Below are 17,297 nucleotides of genomic sequence, written 5' to 3'. Positions count from 1 at the left end.
GAGGTCTCACAAAAAGGCAACAAAAAGCCTTTTTGTGAGACCTCACTGTGTGTATAGCCACTTTCGTAAGGAGAGGGGCTTTTTACTGTTCGTACACAGCAAGAAACCTCGTGTTACAAAAGGTCTAAATATTCATTTCTATACCGAAACTGAATAGTTGATTGATCTGTATTCGGTAGGGATTTTCAAGTGTTTTGGGTACAGCATCGTCGAAGCGAAGGTGTACGTTGAGACGTGTAGAGAAATACTTCGAAAGTGCAAATATGAAAGTATTTTCCCATTCTGTTTCGATGCGCTTGTAGCTCGTATTGTAGTACAGACGCGAACGCCATGCAAAAGACTGAGTTATATCGAAGTCCAAATTGGCGCGGAACATAGATCCTACGGCACTATAGATACGTTCGCCTTTCTTAAATCCATGACGAGTCAAATCCATATTTCCATTTAATGTCCATCGCAAGTCGTAGGCTATTGGGGCGAAGTTTACTTCTAAGCGCACTTTGCGACCATAGTAGGTGGACGATTTGTGTTCGTATACATACTTTATCCCCCCTCCCACTGTGGTAATTACGGGAGAAAAAAGGTCAGACAGAATCTTGGTTTTATTTTCTTCTCTCATTTTGAAAAATTGGTACGTACCTCCGCATCAAGTGTGTAGAAGAAGTTTTTAAGAGGAGACTCCCATCCTATATTGGAGCGTAGACGGAGAAGATCATCGGCTACACGATAGCGAGAAACTGTATCGGCAGGGCTTGTAAAAACGCTCAATCGCCACTCAAGTTCATTGTTCCAAGAGAGTTGTTCTTTTTTGTAATCTGCTTTGAATAGCTGACGATTGTATAGGTTAAAGTTGCTATTCCCACCTTTGTGCCAGTTGGGCGATATATAGGCTTGAGAGAATTGTAGTACACTGTTCCATCCGAAAGACCAGTATTGGCGAGGCAATAAGATTTTTTTGATACCTCTAAGAGGGTCTTGTACAGTAGGCTTTGGAGGTTCGGACAGAGTGATTTGTGCTTCGCTGGGAGCTATCACAACGTGTTCTATCTTATGAGCCAAAAGGTCGCTCTCTGTTTCTTGAATTAACTCTGGTCTTTGGTTTTGTAGCCATCGAAGTGCCTGTAACTCCATCTTGTTGCCCTCAATAATTTCTTCAAAAAGGATTTTTTGCTGTTTTGAAGGGTTGCTTTGAAGAGTAATGTTAGGAACAGAAAAAAGAGGCTTTTCTATGTGAGTAATATCTGCCATGTAGGTAGAGAGAGGCATAGTAAGCCAAACGGGAAGCCATGATGTATAGGCTGTGGTATGGGATAGTGGTTGATTTCTATTGCGCAAACGTTCCAATATGACATCTACTCCCTCTTCTATCTCTGTTGGCTGGTTATGGCGTATACTATCTGTGTCGGTAGTGATCGGCATTGTATAATCAGAGGTATAGAGCTCCATTTCCTCTCCTTGTAGAGGAATACCCTCTACCTCTATCCCCCCCTCATACTGTGCCGATGCTGTAAGGGGTGTTAGAACTAAAAGAAAGATTAGTAGCGTGATGCGAATTTGTGAACGTAACGAGTAAATAATATTCATAGACGAAATAGTTTTAACATTAGTCCTTTTGTATATGAAACAAAGGTAATTATTTCCCCTCTTAAGCTCAAAACTTGTTTCTTGGAGGATAGAAAGTTACTGGTAGGAAGTCGCTTTTAGGCATTGCTATTGTCGGGTCGTTTCGAAAAAGCATGTAGAAAGTCTGCAAAAGAGCAGTGTCTATTAGGTAGAATAAGGAAAGAGGCGCTGCTCTTCTCACAGAAATTAGTTGCTTATATTAAATGGAAGTGATTGTTGGGGAGATATTTCTTCCTTGTTAATGTACGTTGAAAAACAGTGTTGAAAGAATATTTTTTTTAAGTCTGATTGTTTGGAAAATACAGATATTTGGACTAATTTAGAGGCACGAACAAGAAATCTATAATTACAAACCCTATAAACAACAAAGATTGGAATATGGCTAAGACAATCACATTTAACGAACTTAGAAGCATTAAGGATAGGCTTCCCGATGGAGCTACACAGCGTATCGCAGAAGAATTGGGGCTCAGAGTAGAAACCGTACGGAACTATTTCGGTGGAGACAACTACGAAGATGGTCGTAGTGCTGGTATCCATATAGAGCCTGGTCCAGACGGGGGCATCGTAGAAATTGATGATACAACTATATTGGATAGAGCGTTGGAAATCATTGCGGAGATAGAAGGCTGTGAAAAGAAGCAAGAAAACGAGTAAACAGACTTCTTCTTTTTTGCTCCAAGGCAAATAAATAAAAGAGTTTCACCGCTCCCTAAAATTAATAGAGGGTTTGTGAAACTCTTTTTTACAAATAATCTCTTGTACTAAAAAGTATGAGATGCTTCTCTTCCGAACGATACTCCATTTGATTGAAGGAGTTTACTCCAAGGAGTTCATTCGCTACCTCTTTCCCTTTCCTCAAGCGAAAGGATTTGAATATAAACAACAAAATCTAAAGGAGACGTTAGCTATGAAAAAAGATTCACAAGAGGGATTCAATAACTCCTCACCTAACCAAGAAGAGAAATTAGTAACGTTGGCTATTCATACTTTTGAGAAAGCCAGATACTGAAAACAATGCTTGAAACTGAGGGTATCGAGGTTTTTCTTCAGAATGTGAACCAGCTTTTACCCGTTGTTTCGGCAGGGGTGCGTGTGCGTATCAAAGAGAGCGATTTACCTAAAGCACTCGGGCTGATAGAAGATAGTAATTGGCATCGCACGAAGTGAAGGAAGAACTCAATACATTGGACAACTATGTAGAGGGTAAGCCTCTTGGTGCTGTGCCTTATGTGTTGGTCCCCGTAGATTTTAGTGATTTTACCCCCAACGTAGTAGCTGTTGCTTTTCATTTTGCTGCTCGTCGCAATTTGGAAGTAATCTTGCTACATGCCTGCTATAATCAGATAGTTACCTCTCCGCTTATGTTTTTTGGAGAAGTGCAAGCTGTGCCTTCTAAAGCCGAGCTCAATACGCATAGAGAACTGGAACATGCTATTAAAAAGATGGAACAGTTGGAAAAAGAGATTCAAGAACATATCGAAAAAGGGGAGTTACCCAAAGTTACTTTCCAATCTATGGTGCGTGGTGGTGTGGCAGAAGATATTATCCTTGCCATTGCTCGTCAGGCTCCTCCAATGGCTATCGTTATGGGTACGAGAGGGAAGTCTCGTCGCAACGATGATTTGATAGGTTCTGTTGCTGCAGAAGTTATTGATAGAGCTAAGGTGCCTGTTTTCATTGTACCAGAAGAGACACAAGTTACCGATCTCGCTAAGATTGAAAATGTAGGTGTTGCTACCAGTTTTGATCAACGAGATTTCGTTTTGTTCGATCGTATGATGCATTTGATGGAGCCTAATACTCCGAACTACCGCCTTTTCAACATCTCTCGTTCTGCCAAAGAGTGGAGCGACTTGGAGCTTAGAGCTATGACCGAGTATCATAGGGTACACTATCCTAATAGTAAGATTGAGTTCTCTAAACTCGATGAAGGAGATTTCTCTGAAGCTCTAAACACCTTTATTACTGAAAAGAAGATTGGTTTGGTGGTGGTGAACACTTATCGTCGTAACCTTTTTGCTCGCTTCTTTAACCCCGGTATGGCACGTCGTATGCTCTTCCATGCTGGCACGCCTCTGCTCGTGATGCATAGTAGCTCTTGGCGTTAAGAGGGGAGATAACACCTCCTACGCCTCAAAATCGGGTTTGAAAATCTCTATTGCCGAACTGAGTAGGAGGACTCTAAGAAACATAGTTTAGAAATACATAGGAAAGGATGCTGTGGCAAAATCGAATTTTGCCGCAGTATTTTTTATTTCTCCTGAACCTTGCTACCCTATGCGATAGCGCTTACGGATTTATTTATCAATTTCCAGATAACAGCATTTGAAAGTAACAATCTTTTATCAAATTGTTCTATAAATTGGACGATTTTTCTGCACATAAGTATAGAGATTGCTCTATATACAGCGCAGATTTTTTTCTATATACAGCATGAAATTTTTCTATATAGGCAAAGAAATGATTTTATATACGTAGAAAAATCTTTGTATATACGTAGAAATAACTCCGTATATACGCAATAAAATATCCGTATATACGCAATAAAATATCCGTATATACGCAAAAATATTTCTGTATATACGGAATTATGACTAAACCCTCCTAAAAATCAACTTTTACATACATAAAAACCTCACTGTTTCCTATCATACAGTGAGGTTTCTACGGTTTACGAGAGAGCTACGCTCGAAAAGCCTCTCAGCTTAGAAGATAATAGAGTATTCTCTGAGATATCCTCTTCTTGTTAGGACAAAAATAGAGCATCGATAGAGCATTGTTCCGAGTAAATACTGCAAACATTACTAATACAAAAGGAAATAATACGGCTACCATATCGATGATATTTTAATGCTATTTTTTCTTCTTGTCCGCGAAGGTAACACTTTTCTTGATGGGCGTTGCTCTTATTACGAGAAAATACCTACTCTAAAAAAGCAAAACTTTGCTATTTAACTGAAAGCTATGTAAATTTGCAAAAGAAAGTCTCTCTTGTGTTCTTTATTTTCTGGTAATCTGGTTTTAATAACAAACAATAATGAAACAAATCAATAAAATGAAAAATCTTTCACTAAGGAACATGTCCGTGGCGATAGCTACGCTGTTCATTGTAATGTTTGCAATGCCTTTCATGGCAAAAGCGCAGACCAAATACGACCTCGAGATAGCAGGGGTTAAAGTAACGTCGAACAATTGCAACGACCTCTCTGCGATAGATGGTGTCAGTGGAACAGTTAAGTACGACCCCAGCAGTAATACGCTTACCCTTGATAATGCAACAATTGATGTAGGAGATGATAAAAACTGCATTTTCGCAGAAAAGGAAAGTGCACCTCTTACAATTGTAGTCAAAGGAACATGTAGACTCGCTTCCACCACTTGGTCTTCGCTTAATATTTGGGGGAATACAACTATTTCGGGAGATGGAGAGCTTTATCTTAAATCGAATCAGAGCCGTTCGATTAACTTGGATAAAGGTGCCACTCTTACCATTGATGGGTGCAGTATATATGCTAAAGGTGCGAGTGGCATCTCGGGATTCTATCAGTCGAGCGATGCTAAACTCGTTATTAAAAATGCAACTGTAACCGCAGAAGGTACGGTGGGTGCCATCTGTTATTTGGTATCACTCAGGCTCGAGGGCTGTGGAATCACCGAACCAGCAGGGGCGACATTTAACAAAAGTAAGCATGCCGTATGTGATGCATCTGGCAATATTACCAATAAGATTGTCATAAAGCCCACAGTTAAATACGACCTCGAGATAGCAGGGGTTAGAGTAACGTCGAACAATTGCAACGACCTTTCCGTCATTGAGGGTGTTAGTGGAACAGTTAAGTACGACCCGAGTAGTAATACGCTTACCCTTGATAATGCAACAATTGATGTAGGAGATGATAAAAACTGCATTTTCGCAGGAAAGGGAGCTATAGCTCTTACAATTGTAGTCAAAGGAACATGTAGACTCGCTTCCACCACTTGGTCTTCGCTTAATATTTGGGGGAATACAACTATTTCGGGAGATGGAGAGCTTTATCTTGAATCGAACGAGAGCTGTTCGATTAACTTGGATCAAGGTGCCACTCTTACCATTGATGGGTGCAGTATATATGCTAAAGGTGCGATTGGCATCTCGGGATTCTATCAGTCGAGCGATGCTAAACTCGTTATTAAAAACGCATTCGTAACTGCAGAAGGTACGGTGGGTGCCATCTGTTATTTGGTATCACTCAGGCTCGAGGGCTGTGGAATCACCGAACCAGCAGGGGCGACATTTAACGAAAGTAAGCATGCCGTATGTGATGCATCTGGCAATATTACCAATAAGATTGTCATAAAGCCCACAGTTAAATACGACCTCGATATAGCAGGGGTTGGAGTAACGTCGAACAATTGCAACGACCTTTCCGTCATTGAGGGTGTTAGTGGAACAGTAAAGTATGACCCCAGTAGTAAGATTCTCACCCTTGATAATGCAACAATTGATGTAGGAGATGATAAAAACTGCATTTTCGCAAGAAAGGGAGTTGTAGCTCTTACAATTGTAGTCAAAGGAACATGTAAACTATCGTCCACCACTTGGTCTCCGCTTAATATTTGGGTGAATACAACTATTTCGGGAGATGGAGAGCTTTATCTTGAATCGAAAGAGGGCCGTATTAACTTGGATCAAGGTGCCACTCTTATCATTGATCGTTGCCGTGTAGATGCTAAAGGTGAGAGTGGCATCTCGGGATTCAATGAGTCGAGCAACGCTAAACTCGTTATTAAAAATGCAACTGTAACCGCAGAAGGTACGGAGGGTTCAATCATCAACTTGGCATCTCTTACACTCGTGGGCTGTGAAATCACCGAACCAGCAGGGGCGGTATTTAACGAAAGTAAGCATGCCGTATGTGATGCATCTGGCAATATCATTACCAATAAGATTGTCATAAAGCCCACAGTTAAATACAATCTCGAGATAGCAGGGGTTGGAGTAACGTCGGACAATTGCGACGACCTCTCCGTTATTGATGGCGTTAGCGGAACGGTCAAGTACGACCCGAGTAGTAACACCCTCACCTTGGAAGATGCAACGATTGAGATAGAAAGAACATGCATCGAATCAAGAGTAGAAAATCTTACCATTGTAGTCAAAGGAACATGCAGTCTCTCGTCCCCTTCTGCTTCTATTCTCACTCATGAAAATACAACTATTACAGGCGGAGGAACGCTTTCCGTGGCATCAGTCAAGTCTTGTGCAATTTACCTGCTTAAAGCTCCTCTTACTATTGATGGCTGTCGTGTAGAAGCCCAAGGTGCATATGGTATAGCAGGAGATAGCGAGGAGCATCTTACCATCAAAAATGCAACTGTAACCGCAGAAGGTACGAAGGGTTCCATCTGTGATTTGGTATCACTCACGCTCGAGGGCTGTGAAATCACCGAACCAGCAGGGGCGGTATTTAACGAAAGTAAGTATGCCGTATGTGATGCATCTGGCAATATCATTACCAATAAGATTGTCATAAAGCCCAGCAAACCAGACGCTATTGAACGCATTAGCCTGGAAGAGCCTGCTTATCGTGGCATATACAACCTACTTGGGATTAAACTCAATATCCCGTTTGAGCAACTGCCTTCTGGAGTCTACATCGTAGATGGCGTGAAAGTGTTTAAGAAGTAAGTAAAATCCTAAAGAGAAAAGAGAGGGCTGCGGCAAATTTAGTTTTGCCACAGCCCTCTTTTTGAAAGCTCACGACCAATGGTTCGGACTTATTTTACTTCTGGTGATTCGATAACCTCTTTGATGATTTCCCCTACGGTGGGGTGAGGGAATACCACAGCTGCTAAATCGTGCGCCTTGATACCATGTTCTATAGCTACGGCAACGGTAACAATCAATTCGCTGGCAGGGTTTCCGATGATGTGAGCTCCCAAAATATACCCATTGTCATCGAGCAATATCTTGCAAAGTCCATTTGCCATCTCATTTTCTGCCACAAATCTACCTGCAAAAGCCATAGGTAATTGATGCTTATGGTAAGAGATACCTTCGTTGCGTAGTTGATCTTCGGTTTTCCCTACTCCAGCCACTTCGGGGTGGGTATAGATGATGCCCGGGATAGCTTTGTAGCTCATTGCCACTTGCTTGCCCAAAATGGTATCTACGGCTACCTCTCCTTCTCGAACAGCGGTATGTGCCAACAGGGAGAAGCCTGTAATGTCGCCGATAGCATATACGTTGGGCTGTGAGGTACGCATCTGTGCATCTACTTTGATGCCTCTGCCTGCCATTTCGAGACCCAAAGCCTCTGTGCCTGTTATTACGGGACGCCTACCTACGCTTAAAAGCACTTTTTCGGTGGCAATGCAACTACTATTGCCCTCGAACTCTACGGTAATGCCCTCGGGAGATATAGCTGTTACTTTGTGTTCCAAGTAGAATTTAACGCCCAATTTGGAGTACTCATCACGAAGTAAAGCCCCCATCTCGCTATCCATACCACCCAAAATCTCGGGAAGCATCTCGATAACGTGTACTTCTACGCCTACTTTGGCAAAGAAAGCGGCAAACTCCATACCGATTACTCCACCACCAATGATGGCGATAGATTGGGGTAGCTCTTTGCTTTCCAACGCCTCTCGGCTTGTCCAGTACTCGATAGAGTCCAAACCGGGAATGGGAGGAATGGCAGTTTCGCTACCAGTAGCAAGAATAAGGTTCTTTGCTATGTAGGTTTCTTCGCCTACTTGGACGGGATACCCTTCTGCCGATTTGGGTTGTACCACAGCTTCTTCTGTTACAACAGTTACTCCTGCTGCGGTCATCTTAGCCTTAATTCCAGCCACTAACTTGCGTACAACTTTGCCTTTACGCGCGCTTACTTTGTCCATTAAGAACTGCTTAGCCTCGGCTTCGATACCATATTTACCAGCTGTCTGCACACTGCTCCACGTTTTAGAAGAGTAAAGCAAGGTTTTTGTCGGGATACACCCCTCATTGAGGCATACTCCTCCTAAGGCTCTCTTCTCTACCAAAAGAGTTGTAAGACCATGACGAGCGGCACGCTCAGCAGCGGTGTACCCTCCAGGACCACCGCCTACAATAATTACATCGTATAGCATTTTCTGTTGATTTTATTTCTTTTTGCCTTGGTTAGCTACAGCCTCTTGCAACGCACGTATCTCATCGGGGTCTCCGAGGAAGCGGTCTGCTACCAAATTCATATTGTCATCAAATTCAAAAAGATAGGGTACAGCTGTTGGAAGGTTTAGAGCTGGAATGTCTTCGTCCGAGATGTTTTTTAGGATTTTGATAATGCCACGTAAACTATTGCCATGGGCTGCGATGATGATTTCTCCCTGTTTTTGCACATCGGGGCGGATTACTTCTTCCCAGTAGGGGCGGATACGCTCAACGGTGTCTTTAAGGGCTTCTGTAAGGGGCAAACACTCTGCTGGTACACCTGCATATCGGGGATCTGAGAAAGGAGAGCGGGCATCTTCCTTTTCCATTGCATGAGGGGGTACATCATAGCTACGACGCCAGATATGTACCTGCTCGTCTCCATATTTTTCCGCCATTTCTGATTTATTTAACCCTTGAAGCTCTCCGTAGTGTTTTTCGTTAAGTTTCCACGATTTCTCTACGGGTATCCAGTCTAAATCCATTTCGTCAAGTACCACATTGAGCGTTTTTACGGCTCTTTTGAGGTAGGAAGTATAAGCCTTAGCAAAACGAAATCCTTCAGAGCGGAGCAACTTGCCAGCTTTATGTGCCTCTTCTACTCCCTTTTCTGAAAGATCTACATCGGTCCATCCGGTAAACCTATTCTCTTTATTCCACACACTTTCTCCGTGGCGTAACAATACTAAACGTTTCATAGCTTATTCATTTATTGATTTATCTACAAGGCAAAGATACGCTTTTTCTATCCCCTTACCTACTCTCTTCCCGTGCAAACGTTAAGAACCCTCCTCGGAAGGTCTTTCTTCTTCTATTTCATATTGTAACAACTATTTGTTTCGCCAAGAAGGAAGAAAAAGACTTTTCCTTAGGAATACTCTACTTTATTTTTTCTCCCTTCTCCTTTGATAAGATTGCTTCTTACTACTTCTTATTTTCCTACACAAAGGGCATATATGCTCCTTAGATAACGATAGCTTTGTAACCTATAATCCTTTGAGCTAAAAGGGTTATAGTTACGGCAGTTTGCACAGAAGGTTTGTGGCATTAGGATTAACCCTAAAGAGATGGATGTTTGTAAGCAATTATAGAATACTTTTAAGAGACCATTTGGGTCGAGAGAAGCCTTCCCAAAAAGCGAGGTGCAGAGTTCCTCTACTTTCTGTCTTAACTTCTACTCTCACTCTCTCTTACTTATCTCTCTGCGTTAGGAATATATATGCTTCTAACCTTTGGATATTCGATTTGTACACCAAGCGGATTTGTGCTACCTTTGTGCCTTGTACATTTGTGAATTACATAGGATAAAAAGATTTTACAATAGAGATAAAAGATGAATAGTACGTTTGTAACAGAAGAACCCCGCAGAGGAGTTATTACGATTTCTCTTGAAAAGGAAGATTATGCTGCTTCGGTAGAGAAGAGCTTGCGTAAACTGCGCAAAGAAATCAATATGCCTGGTTTCCGTAAAGGTATGGTACCTGCGGCACTCATTGCACAGAAATATGGTGCTTCTGTGAAGGCAGAGGAGCTTAACAAACTTGTTGGCGACTCGCTCATCAAAACACTTCAGGAGAATAAGGTCTCTTACATTGGTAACCCTGTAATGATGCCCCATGATCAGGATGTGGAGAAGAACGACAACTTCTCGTACACTTTCCGCGTAGCATTGGCTCCCGACGTAAATATAACCATTGATAAATCGGTAAAACTTCCCTTCCATAGAGTGAAAATGGACGATGCCCTGCTTGATAAGGTAGACGAAGAAATGCGTCGTCGCTATGGAAAAATGGAGCAAACTGAGAAGGCTACTGCCGAGGACTCTATGCGTGGTTTGCTCGTAGAGCTTGCCGAAGATGGTACTCCTCTTGAGGGTGGGCTTCGTGTAGAGGAAGTTTTGTTGCTCCCCTCTACTTTTGCTTCAGAAGAAGAGAAGGCTAAGTTTGCCGATGCGAATATCAATCAAGTAATTCGCTTCAATCCTTTCAAGGCCGATGGTGAAGAGATTGCTCTCCTTGCTAGTATGTTGAAACTTTCTAAAGAAGAGGCTGAGGCACATAAGGGAGATTTTAATTTCGAGGTTACTACTATCAATCACTTTGTACCTGCTGAATTAGGCGAAGAGCTTTATAAGAAGGTTTTTGGAGAAGATACCAACGTTAAGGACGAAAAAGCGTATCGTGAAGAGCTGGCTAAGATGCGTGCAGAAGAGTTGGATAAAGCCTCTCGTAACCTCTTTGTCAATGCTCTTGTAGAGTTTATCAAGGAGAAGATGGGACAACCCATTATTGATGATGAAACCTTCCGTCCTTTCGTTGCAGAGGTACAGAAAAACAATAAAGAAGAAGAGGTTACCGAAGAGAGCTACAAGGCTATTGTAGACTATGTAGTACTTACTACAGGTATCCGTTCTTTGGCAGAGCAAGAAGGGGTACAGCTTACAGAAGAAGATGTACTTGCAGAGATGCGTCGTACTGTAGCAGCCCGTATGGCGAGCTTTGGTTACGGAGGTCTTCCCGAGAATCTTATTGACGATATTGCTAAACGCCAGTTAGAAGAGGGTAATGTGCGTGCTGAAATTGAATTGAATGCTCTTATCCGTCTATTGGCAGACAATTTATTTGATAAGGTTACACTCGAAGAAAAAGAGGTTTCTATGGACGAGTTTGATGCACTCTTTCAACCCTCTGAAGCCTAAATTGTAGAAGTCCTTATGGGGCTTGATGAATAAGCATCATTTTCATACTATTTACTGATAAAGTGGAAGAGTTTCCTTCTGTTTCCGAAATGGAGCAGAAGGAATTCTTTTTTAAGACCTCTCCAATTTTTTAGTCAATACACTGGAAGGTCTGTAAGTATCTTTTGAATAGCGATGATAGTGCTTTTCAGAATGGTTTTCAGAATAGGGGTACGGAAAAGTATAGAGAGGGAGTATGAAAGAGGGAAATAGGGTCTCCCTTAGGAAAGAGTAGAGAGTTAATTGCGCTTGTAATGCCAGAGAGAGACACTTTTTTCTCCATCTAAGGGAAGTTTTATACGGAAAGTAGTACCAATACCCACTTCGCTTCGGAGTATAGTTATCCTACCATGGTGGTAAACCTCTACGATACGGCGAGCCAGCGACAGCCCCAATCCCCAACCATGCTTCTTAGTAGTAAATCCGGGGTGAAATACTTTGCGCCGATCTCTGGGAGGGATTCCTTTTCCTGTATCTGTTATATCTATTAGGGCATACTTGCCCTTTTGCTCTAAAGTAATAGTTATCTCGCCCTTTCCCTTCATAGCATCGACTGCATTTTTGATGAGATTTTCGATAACCCAGCTCCACAAAGAAGGGATTAGCTTGATGCGAATAACATCTTTCTTCGGTACATCTAAAAAGATAGTTACCCCCTTGCTGATGCGTTGTTCCATATATTGGACTATTTGGGTTATATCGTGGGTTATATTACGCTCTTCGTATTGTGGGGCAGAACCAATCTTTTGGAAGCGATGTGCTATGGTTTGCAGTCGCTCTATATCTTTGTTCATCTCATCTATGGGAGTTACATCTTGGAGTTCTCCTTGGAGCAATTCTGTCCATGCCATTAGTGAGGAGATGGGGGTACCCAATTGGTGTGCCGTCTCTTTCGATAGACCTATCCAAAGTTTATTTTGAGCATTTTTTTGTGCCAGATACCAAGCAATAATGAGGATGAGTACAAAGAAGATGAAAATGAATATCTGAATGGAAGGGAAGATAAAGAGCTCTTGGAGCGTAGAGCTATCGGAGTAGTAGAGGTATTGTCGCCCTTGTTCGCCCAAGTCGATAACGATAGGAGGGTAACGTTTCTTGAAGTTCGTTAGTGTGTGCGACAGCTTTTGGAGAGTATCTACTCCCTGTTTAAGTTCTATGTTGTTGTAAGAAATGATAGAATCCGCCTTGTTACAGAGGATAACGGGTATCGTTTTGTTGGAACGGATAATAGAGAGTAATACATTGAGCGAAGCGTCGGCTTCATTGCTTGCTAAGGCCTCTGTCGAGGAAGCCCAGAGCTCCATCTTGGCACGCTCTTCAGCAACCAGCCTTTTATGTAGCTTTTGGGAGAGTAATATCGGCACCGTGGCTACAATAAGGGCGACTAAAGCCAACAGAATGTTTAGCGGTCGGCGAAGCTTTCTGAATAGAGCTTGTCGTTCATTATCACATTATGCGTTTGTTGTAGAGAATTTTGTAGAGAAAGATACCTATGTGTAGAGACTAATAGCTCTAATGACTATTTCTTGGATTCTGTCGGTTTCTCCTCTTTAGATGGTTCTCCTTTCTTGTGCTCTTTCTTCTCTGCCTCTCGTTGTGCTTTTTCCTCGGCTCGGAGGGTAGACCTAATATCTTGCGATCTCTATTGGAGGGATTCCATTTATCTCCATATCGCTCTCGCATGCGTTGAATGTATTCTTCGTTCAGATTCTTTTTACTCCCTCCTTGTTGGCTACTCTTACTCTCTTTGAAGGGGCTTTGCAAGCCCGATGGGCGTTGCTTTTGAAGTGGGAGTTTGTTGAATAGCCAAGTCTCCTCAGAGGTAAACTTAGCCTGTACAGATAGCGCTTGGGGATAGAAATAGACAGGTTCTGCTTTTCGGCTCGGATAGGAGGCAGGATCCCAAAGGGCATTGTTGTTCAGGTCTACCCACATACGTGCGAAATAGTTCGCAGGGGGTAGATTGTTGATATATAGAGTACTATCTTTGAGAGGAAAGGTAATTAGTATTTCGTTCTTTTCGTTCAGTAAATCAATGTAGAGATCTCCGCCCTGAGGTAATTCGGGGAAAGTGAATTGCAAAGCTCCGAACTTCTCTTCACTCTCCACTGAGAAAAGAATTTCTCCCTTGCGACTCATAGCACCATATATGCTTTGAATAGCTGTAGAGTCTACTACCAATTTATAATTCGTCCCATATTGATAATTGGTAAGTAGGTGCAAAGCACAAGGATCGTAGGGAACGCTTCCCAAGGTAAAGGGTTCGGGCGTTTCTATACTATCTTTTACCGAATATAGATGTACTTTAGTGCTATCTACTTGGGCTATGGGCTCGGTGATGAAGATTTGTACAGTATCTTGTGTCGAACCCTTATACCAGCGTTCCAACTTCTTCTGCTCCACACTCACTAACCGTAGTGATGTTTTCGTACTGTCAAGGCGTATGGAATCCCCGGTAGGAGTTGAGGCGGAGGCTTTAGACTTTTTTAGCGATGGTCTACTGCGCCTCTCTTTTTTGCGATGTGCGAGCGAGAGAGTATCTATTTGCGTATAAACTTGTTCCAAGGAATCGGTGGCTGCATAGTTTATTTGTACTTCTAATGTGTCTCGCTGGTAGACAGAGGGGTCGCCTAACCAATAGGTTATTTCCTTTCGCTCGGTATTGAGTTGTAGTAGTGATAATTGCTTTTGTTCAATATCGGGGTGGAGTAAAGAGACTTGAGGTAATTCCTCTATGGGTGTATTGAATGTGAAAACAAGGCGCAGAGAATCGGGGCGACTGCTCTTTTGCAAGAATTGTTTCTTGGGGAGGTCTACCGAATAAAGTAGTAGGTTAGATTCTCTATCTTGGAACTCTACGGAAACAGAATCTCCCTCTATTTTTGTCGAATCAATGGAACTAATGGCGGGTACTCCTGCAGTCAGTGTATCTACTCCTTGCTGGGAAAGAGTATCTGTAGATACTTTTTCTATCTCTTTGTCCAACTCTTGCGGAGCTTCGGGCTTGTGCAGAGGAGGTGCGGCTGTAACCAGTTGCTCGGAGATAGCAAATCCTTCACTTCGTTGACTGTAACTAAAGGAGTGGTCTAAGTCGTTTAGTGCAAAAAGTCGGTACGCTCCGGGGGCGAGATGGCTTATGACAAAAGAGCCTTCGTTGTCGGTCTGAGCTACACGAAGTAGCGGACGTTTCTGGAAAAGAGTATCGCTTCCATCATGATGTACTCCTACCAAAATGTCGGGTACAGGTGCCAAACTTTGGGCATCAATTACTTTCCCTCGTATCTGTAAAGTATCTATAGAAGAACCCGTAGAGAAGGCAAAGACGAAACCCTCTAAAGGGTTGCCTTCGTTGAGGTCTACAATAGCGTCTGTAAAGTTGATGGTATAGGTCGTATTGGGTTTGAGATCATCTTCGTAGATTATAGTTATTGTTTTGCCCGTACCATGTAAAATGCGCGGAGGAGTCTGTTGTGGAGGAGAGAAGAAGACCTTTTCGTTTTGTTTCTCTACTTTGACATTCTCATTGAAGCGTAGTTTTATCTTTTTGGAGACTATGTTAATAGCCTCATTGGAGGGAATACTTCGGATAAGTTTCGGAGGAATCATGTCGTAAGGTCCCCCCTCGGGAGAGCTTGCTTAGCACATCCGACAATAACTCCTATGAGCAATGCGGAGAGAAGTAGATAGGCAATGTAGGTGGAGGTTTGTTTCATCCGTTTGTTTGATTGTTATAAAAGAATTGAAAACCCTTTTTGACCTTCTCGAACCACCTCTTCCTCTCCATGGGAGAGGCGTATAATAGAGGTATAACCTCCTGATGTAACGCCTCCATCTATAATAGTGTAGACCTCTTTACCATAGCATTCATCAATTAACTCAGGGTCGGTAAGGTATTCTGGCTCTTCGTGACGTATCGGTAACGATGCTGTCAAAAGAGGAGAACCTAAGGTCTCCAAAAGCAACGTAGTTATAGGATGTAGCGAGAGGCGTATCCCTATTTCGTGATTGTTTTGTAGCATTTTAGGAAGTTCCGTTTTGGCTGGCAGGATGTAGGTTATAGGTTCTTTCTCGTTAGCTTTGATGTATTGGAAAGAATGATTGTCCACTTTGGCATACTCCGATATAGAGTTTATTGAAGGACACATTACAGCTAAGCGGTGCTTACGCCAGTCCACCCCTTTTAGAGTGCATACTTTTTCGATAGCCCTCTGTTTGAGAGCGGAGCATCCATAGGCATAACCCAAGCCCGTAGGATATATAATGATATGCCCCTCTAATAGTTGGGCTACGACTTGGTCGATTGTATTCCAGTTCGGATTGTCAGTATAAATTTTTGTGAGCATAGCTTCTGGGTAAAAGGGGTTAGAAAGAGAAATAATGACTAAGTCGGATACTGTCTTCTAAGGTAAACTCCGATAGGTTTCGAAGCTGTTGCCAACTTTCGATGCGCCCCTCCCTATAAAGGATACGTTCCAAGGCAGAGCGTTGCAGATAGTTGAGGTATGGATGACGAGGTATAGCATTGTACGATACAGTGTCCCATAGTATGGGTTTCGGTAACGATGCTATGGAGAAATAGGGCTTTATCTCTTCATATCTCTCTTGAGTCATACCATATACTTCTTGTAGCTGTAGCACTGTATAGTAGCCTCCCAAACGCTGGCGATAGTTGATTATACGACGAGCAAAGGTAGGTCCTATGCTGGGAACTTGCGTAAGGGTTGCCGAGTCCACTCTATTCAAGTCGAGTACGATTCCTTTGGGGATACGTTTCTTCGGAGTGTAGGAAAGAGTTTGAGGGGGACCCACATAGTGGTCATTTGTTTCGAGTGTATCTCTATTTTGTGTCTTGGGCTGCTCTCTTTCTGTGCTGGGTAGGTCTTTTTGTATAGTTAGTGTATCTCCCTTTGCCAAGGCGAGAGAGGAGGGAAGTCTATCCGCTTTGCTCTGTGGAGAGAAAAGAAAAAGGAAAATTCCACTGGTCAAAAGTAAAAGGAGTAGCAAAAGTACCATCCGATCTCCTCTATTGAAGTGAAAAAACTGATTATTCATGTCGAGGCGAAGTTATCGAGACAATAGTTCCGTCTACTAATTCTATCCGTCTATCTGTCAAGTGAGAGAGATGCTCATCGTGGGTAACGATGATAATAGTCTGCTGGAACTCTTCGCGCAGTTCGAAGAAGAGTTGGTGCAACTCCTCTTTATTGTTACTATCCAAACTCCCCGAAGGTTCATCGGCAAGGAGTACATCAGGGCGATTGATGAGTGAACGGGCCACGGCTACACGTTGCTTCTCTCCGCCCGATAGCTCTCGTGGTTTGTGCTTTAGTCGTTCTTTTAAACCTAATCGTACCAGCATCTCTTCTGCTTGTTTCATAGCCTCTTTCTGTCTCACTCCTGCCATCATCGCGGGAATGGCGATATTTTCTTGTGCGGAAAACTCTGGGAGGAGTTCGTGAAACTGAAAGACGAAACCAATCTTTTGATTACGGAAAAGAGCCTGTTTCTTCTCGGACAAAGTATGCGGATTGATACCATTTATCCAAACCTCGCCAGAGGTAGGAGTGTCAAGTGTACCTACTATCTGTAAGAGGGTTGTTTTTCCCGCTCCACTGGGTCCCACGATGGAAACAATCTCCCCCTTACGAATAGAGAGATTGATACCTTTGAGTACTTCTAAAGTGTCGAACCTTTTATGAAGTTCTTTTATTAGGATAAAGGCTTCCGTGGAAGCAATCGAGGGGGTGTTTACTGTCATCATCT

14 protein-coding genes are annotated in these 17,297 nt (G+C 42.6%); 5 read left to right on the top strand and 9 right to left on the bottom strand.

What is annotated here, in order from left to right; all coding sequences use genetic code 11:
• Positions 1–124 precede the first annotated feature (124 nt).
• Positions 125–619 (bottom strand): hypothetical protein, encoded by a 495-nt coding sequence (locus tag JCM15907_RS12375; RefSeq protein WP_051522431.1) that lies wholly within the window; start codon positions 617–619, stop codon positions 125–127.
• Positions 616–1,584, bottom strand: coding sequence for a DUF3078 domain-containing protein (locus JCM15907_RS12370; RefSeq protein WP_051522430.1), 969 nt, complete (start codon positions 1,582–1,584; stop codon positions 616–618). Before JCM15907_RS12370 ends, JCM15907_RS12375 begins: the two co-directional genes overlap by 4 nt.
• Positions 1,585–2,001: 417 nt before the next feature.
• On the opposite strand from JCM15907_RS12370, the gene JCM15907_RS07220 reads away from it, so the two are divergent.
• The 4 genes from JCM15907_RS07220 (at position 2,002) to JCM15907_RS12365 (ending at position 7,294) form a co-directional block, all read left to right on the top strand.
• Positions 2,002–2,280, top strand: a complete 279-nt coding sequence (locus JCM15907_RS07220; protein WP_025843293.1) for a DNA-binding protein — start codon at positions 2,002–2,004, stop codon at positions 2,278–2,280.
• A 360-nt stretch (positions 2,281–2,640) separates the two neighbouring features.
• Complete coding sequence (locus JCM15907_RS13445; RefSeq protein ID WP_242396858.1) at positions 2,641–2,793, top strand: hypothetical protein; 153 nt, start codon at positions 2,641–2,643, stop codon at positions 2,791–2,793.
• On the top strand, positions 2,790–3,734 hold the full coding sequence (locus tag JCM15907_RS11270; RefSeq protein ID WP_242396857.1) for a universal stress protein: 945 nt from the start codon (positions 2,790–2,792) through the stop codon (positions 3,732–3,734). Before JCM15907_RS13445 ends, JCM15907_RS11270 begins: the two co-directional genes overlap by 4 nt.
• 929 nt (positions 3,735–4,663) lie before the next feature.
• Positions 4,664–7,294: a hypothetical protein gene (locus JCM15907_RS12365; RefSeq protein ID WP_148297485.1), complete on the top strand. Its 2,631-nt coding sequence runs from the start codon at positions 4,664–4,666 to the stop codon at positions 7,292–7,294.
• A gap of 89 nt (positions 7,295–7,383) precedes the next feature.
• Here the strand turns inward: JCM15907_RS12365 and lpdA are convergent, their stop codons facing one another.
• Together lpdA and gpmA are read right to left on the bottom strand one after the other, a co-directional pair.
• Positions 7,384–8,736 carry a dihydrolipoyl dehydrogenase gene (gene lpdA, locus JCM15907_RS07200; protein ID WP_025843291.1) on the bottom strand — a complete coding sequence of 451 codons (1,353 nt, stop codon included), beginning with the start codon at positions 8,734–8,736 and terminating at the stop codon, positions 7,384–7,386.
• Between the two features lie 12 nt (positions 8,737–8,748).
• The gene (gene gpmA, locus JCM15907_RS07195) at positions 8,749–9,495 is read right to left on the bottom strand and encodes a 2,3-diphosphoglycerate-dependent phosphoglycerate mutase (protein WP_025843290.1); all 747 of its coding nucleotides are present in this window, start codon (positions 9,493–9,495) and stop codon (positions 8,749–8,751) included.
• 635 nt (positions 9,496–10,130) lie between these two features.
• On the opposite strand from gpmA, the gene JCM15907_RS07180 reads away from it, so the two are divergent.
• On the top strand, positions 10,131–11,495 hold the full coding sequence (locus JCM15907_RS07180; protein ID WP_025843287.1) for a trigger factor: 1,365 nt from the start codon (positions 10,131–10,133) through the stop codon (positions 11,493–11,495).
• A gap of 278 nt (positions 11,496–11,773) precedes the next feature.
• Here the strand turns inward: JCM15907_RS07180 and JCM15907_RS07175 are convergent, their stop codons facing one another.
• From JCM15907_RS07175 to JCM15907_RS07150, 5 genes are all read right to left on the bottom strand, one after another.
• Positions 11,774–12,928, bottom strand: a complete 1,155-nt coding sequence (locus JCM15907_RS07175; protein ID WP_025843286.1) for a sensor histidine kinase — start codon at positions 12,926–12,928, stop codon at positions 11,774–11,776.
• 118 nt (positions 12,929–13,046) lie between these two features.
• Positions 13,047–15,140: an Ig-like domain-containing protein gene (locus JCM15907_RS07170; RefSeq protein WP_025843285.1), complete on the bottom strand. Its 2,094-nt coding sequence runs from the start codon at positions 15,138–15,140 to the stop codon at positions 13,047–13,049.
• A 122-nt stretch (positions 15,141–15,262) separates the two neighbouring features.
• On the bottom strand, positions 15,263–15,877 hold the full coding sequence (locus JCM15907_RS07160) for an L-threonylcarbamoyladenylate synthase (RefSeq protein WP_025843284.1): 615 nt from the start codon (positions 15,875–15,877) through the stop codon (positions 15,263–15,265).
• Positions 15,878–15,896: 19 nt separating this feature from the next.
• Positions 15,897–16,586 (bottom strand): ComEA family DNA-binding protein, encoded by a 690-nt coding sequence (locus JCM15907_RS07155; RefSeq protein WP_025843283.1) that lies wholly within the window; start codon positions 16,584–16,586, stop codon positions 15,897–15,899.
• Positions 16,579–17,295, bottom strand: a complete 717-nt coding sequence (locus JCM15907_RS07150; protein ID WP_235266359.1) for an ABC transporter ATP-binding protein — start codon at positions 17,293–17,295, stop codon at positions 16,579–16,581. The genes JCM15907_RS07155 and JCM15907_RS07150 overlap by 8 nt, the downstream gene beginning before the upstream one ends.
• Between the last annotated feature and the right edge of the window lie 2 nt (positions 17,296–17,297).

This window comes from Porphyromonas gingivicanis JCM 15907 (genome assembly GCF_000614585.1).
Classification (GTDB): Bacteria; Bacteroidota; Bacteroidia; order Bacteroidales; family Porphyromonadaceae; genus Porphyromonas; species Porphyromonas gingivicanis.
The sequence above is the reverse complement of the archived record's forward strand: the minus strand, read 5'-3'. Positions and strand labels throughout refer to the sequence as shown.

Coding starts and splice junctions, on each gene's coding strand:
- JCM15907_RS12375 (WP_051522431.1), bottom strand. CDS start 619: ATGAGAGAAGAAAATAAAACCAAGATTCTGTCTGACCTTTTTTCTCCC.
- JCM15907_RS12370 (WP_051522430.1), bottom strand. CDS start 1,584: ATGAATATTATTTACTCGTTACGTTCACAAATTCGCATCACGCTACTA.
- JCM15907_RS07220 (WP_025843293.1), top strand. CDS start 2,002: ATGGCTAAGACAATCACATTTAACGAACTTAGAAGCATTAAGGATAGG.
- JCM15907_RS13445 (WP_242396858.1), top strand. CDS start 2,641: ATGCTTGAAACTGAGGGTATCGAGGTTTTTCTTCAGAATGTGAACCAG.
- JCM15907_RS12365 (WP_148297485.1), top strand. CDS start 4,664: ATGAAACAAATCAATAAAATGAAAAATCTTTCACTAAGGAACATGTCC.
- lpdA (WP_025843291.1), bottom strand. CDS start 8,736: ATGCTATACGATGTAATTATTGTAGGCGGTGGTCCTGGAGGGTACACC.
- gpmA (WP_025843290.1), bottom strand. CDS start 9,495: ATGAAACGTTTAGTATTGTTACGCCACGGAGAAAGTGTGTGGAATAAA.
- JCM15907_RS07180 (WP_025843287.1), top strand. CDS start 10,131: ATGAATAGTACGTTTGTAACAGAAGAACCCCGCAGAGGAGTTATTACG.
- JCM15907_RS07170 (WP_025843285.1), bottom strand. CDS start 15,140: ATGATTCCTCCGAAACTTATCCGAAGTATTCCCTCCAATGAGGCTATT.
- JCM15907_RS07160 (WP_025843284.1), bottom strand. CDS start 15,877: ATGCTCACAAAAATTTATACTGACAATCCGAACTGGAATACAATCGAC.
- JCM15907_RS07155 (WP_025843283.1), bottom strand. CDS start 16,586: ATGAATAATCAGTTTTTTCACTTCAATAGAGGAGATCGGATGGTACTT.
- JCM15907_RS07150 (WP_235266359.1), bottom strand. CDS start 17,295: ATGATGACAGTAAACACCCCCTCGATTGCTTCCACGGAAGCCTTTATC.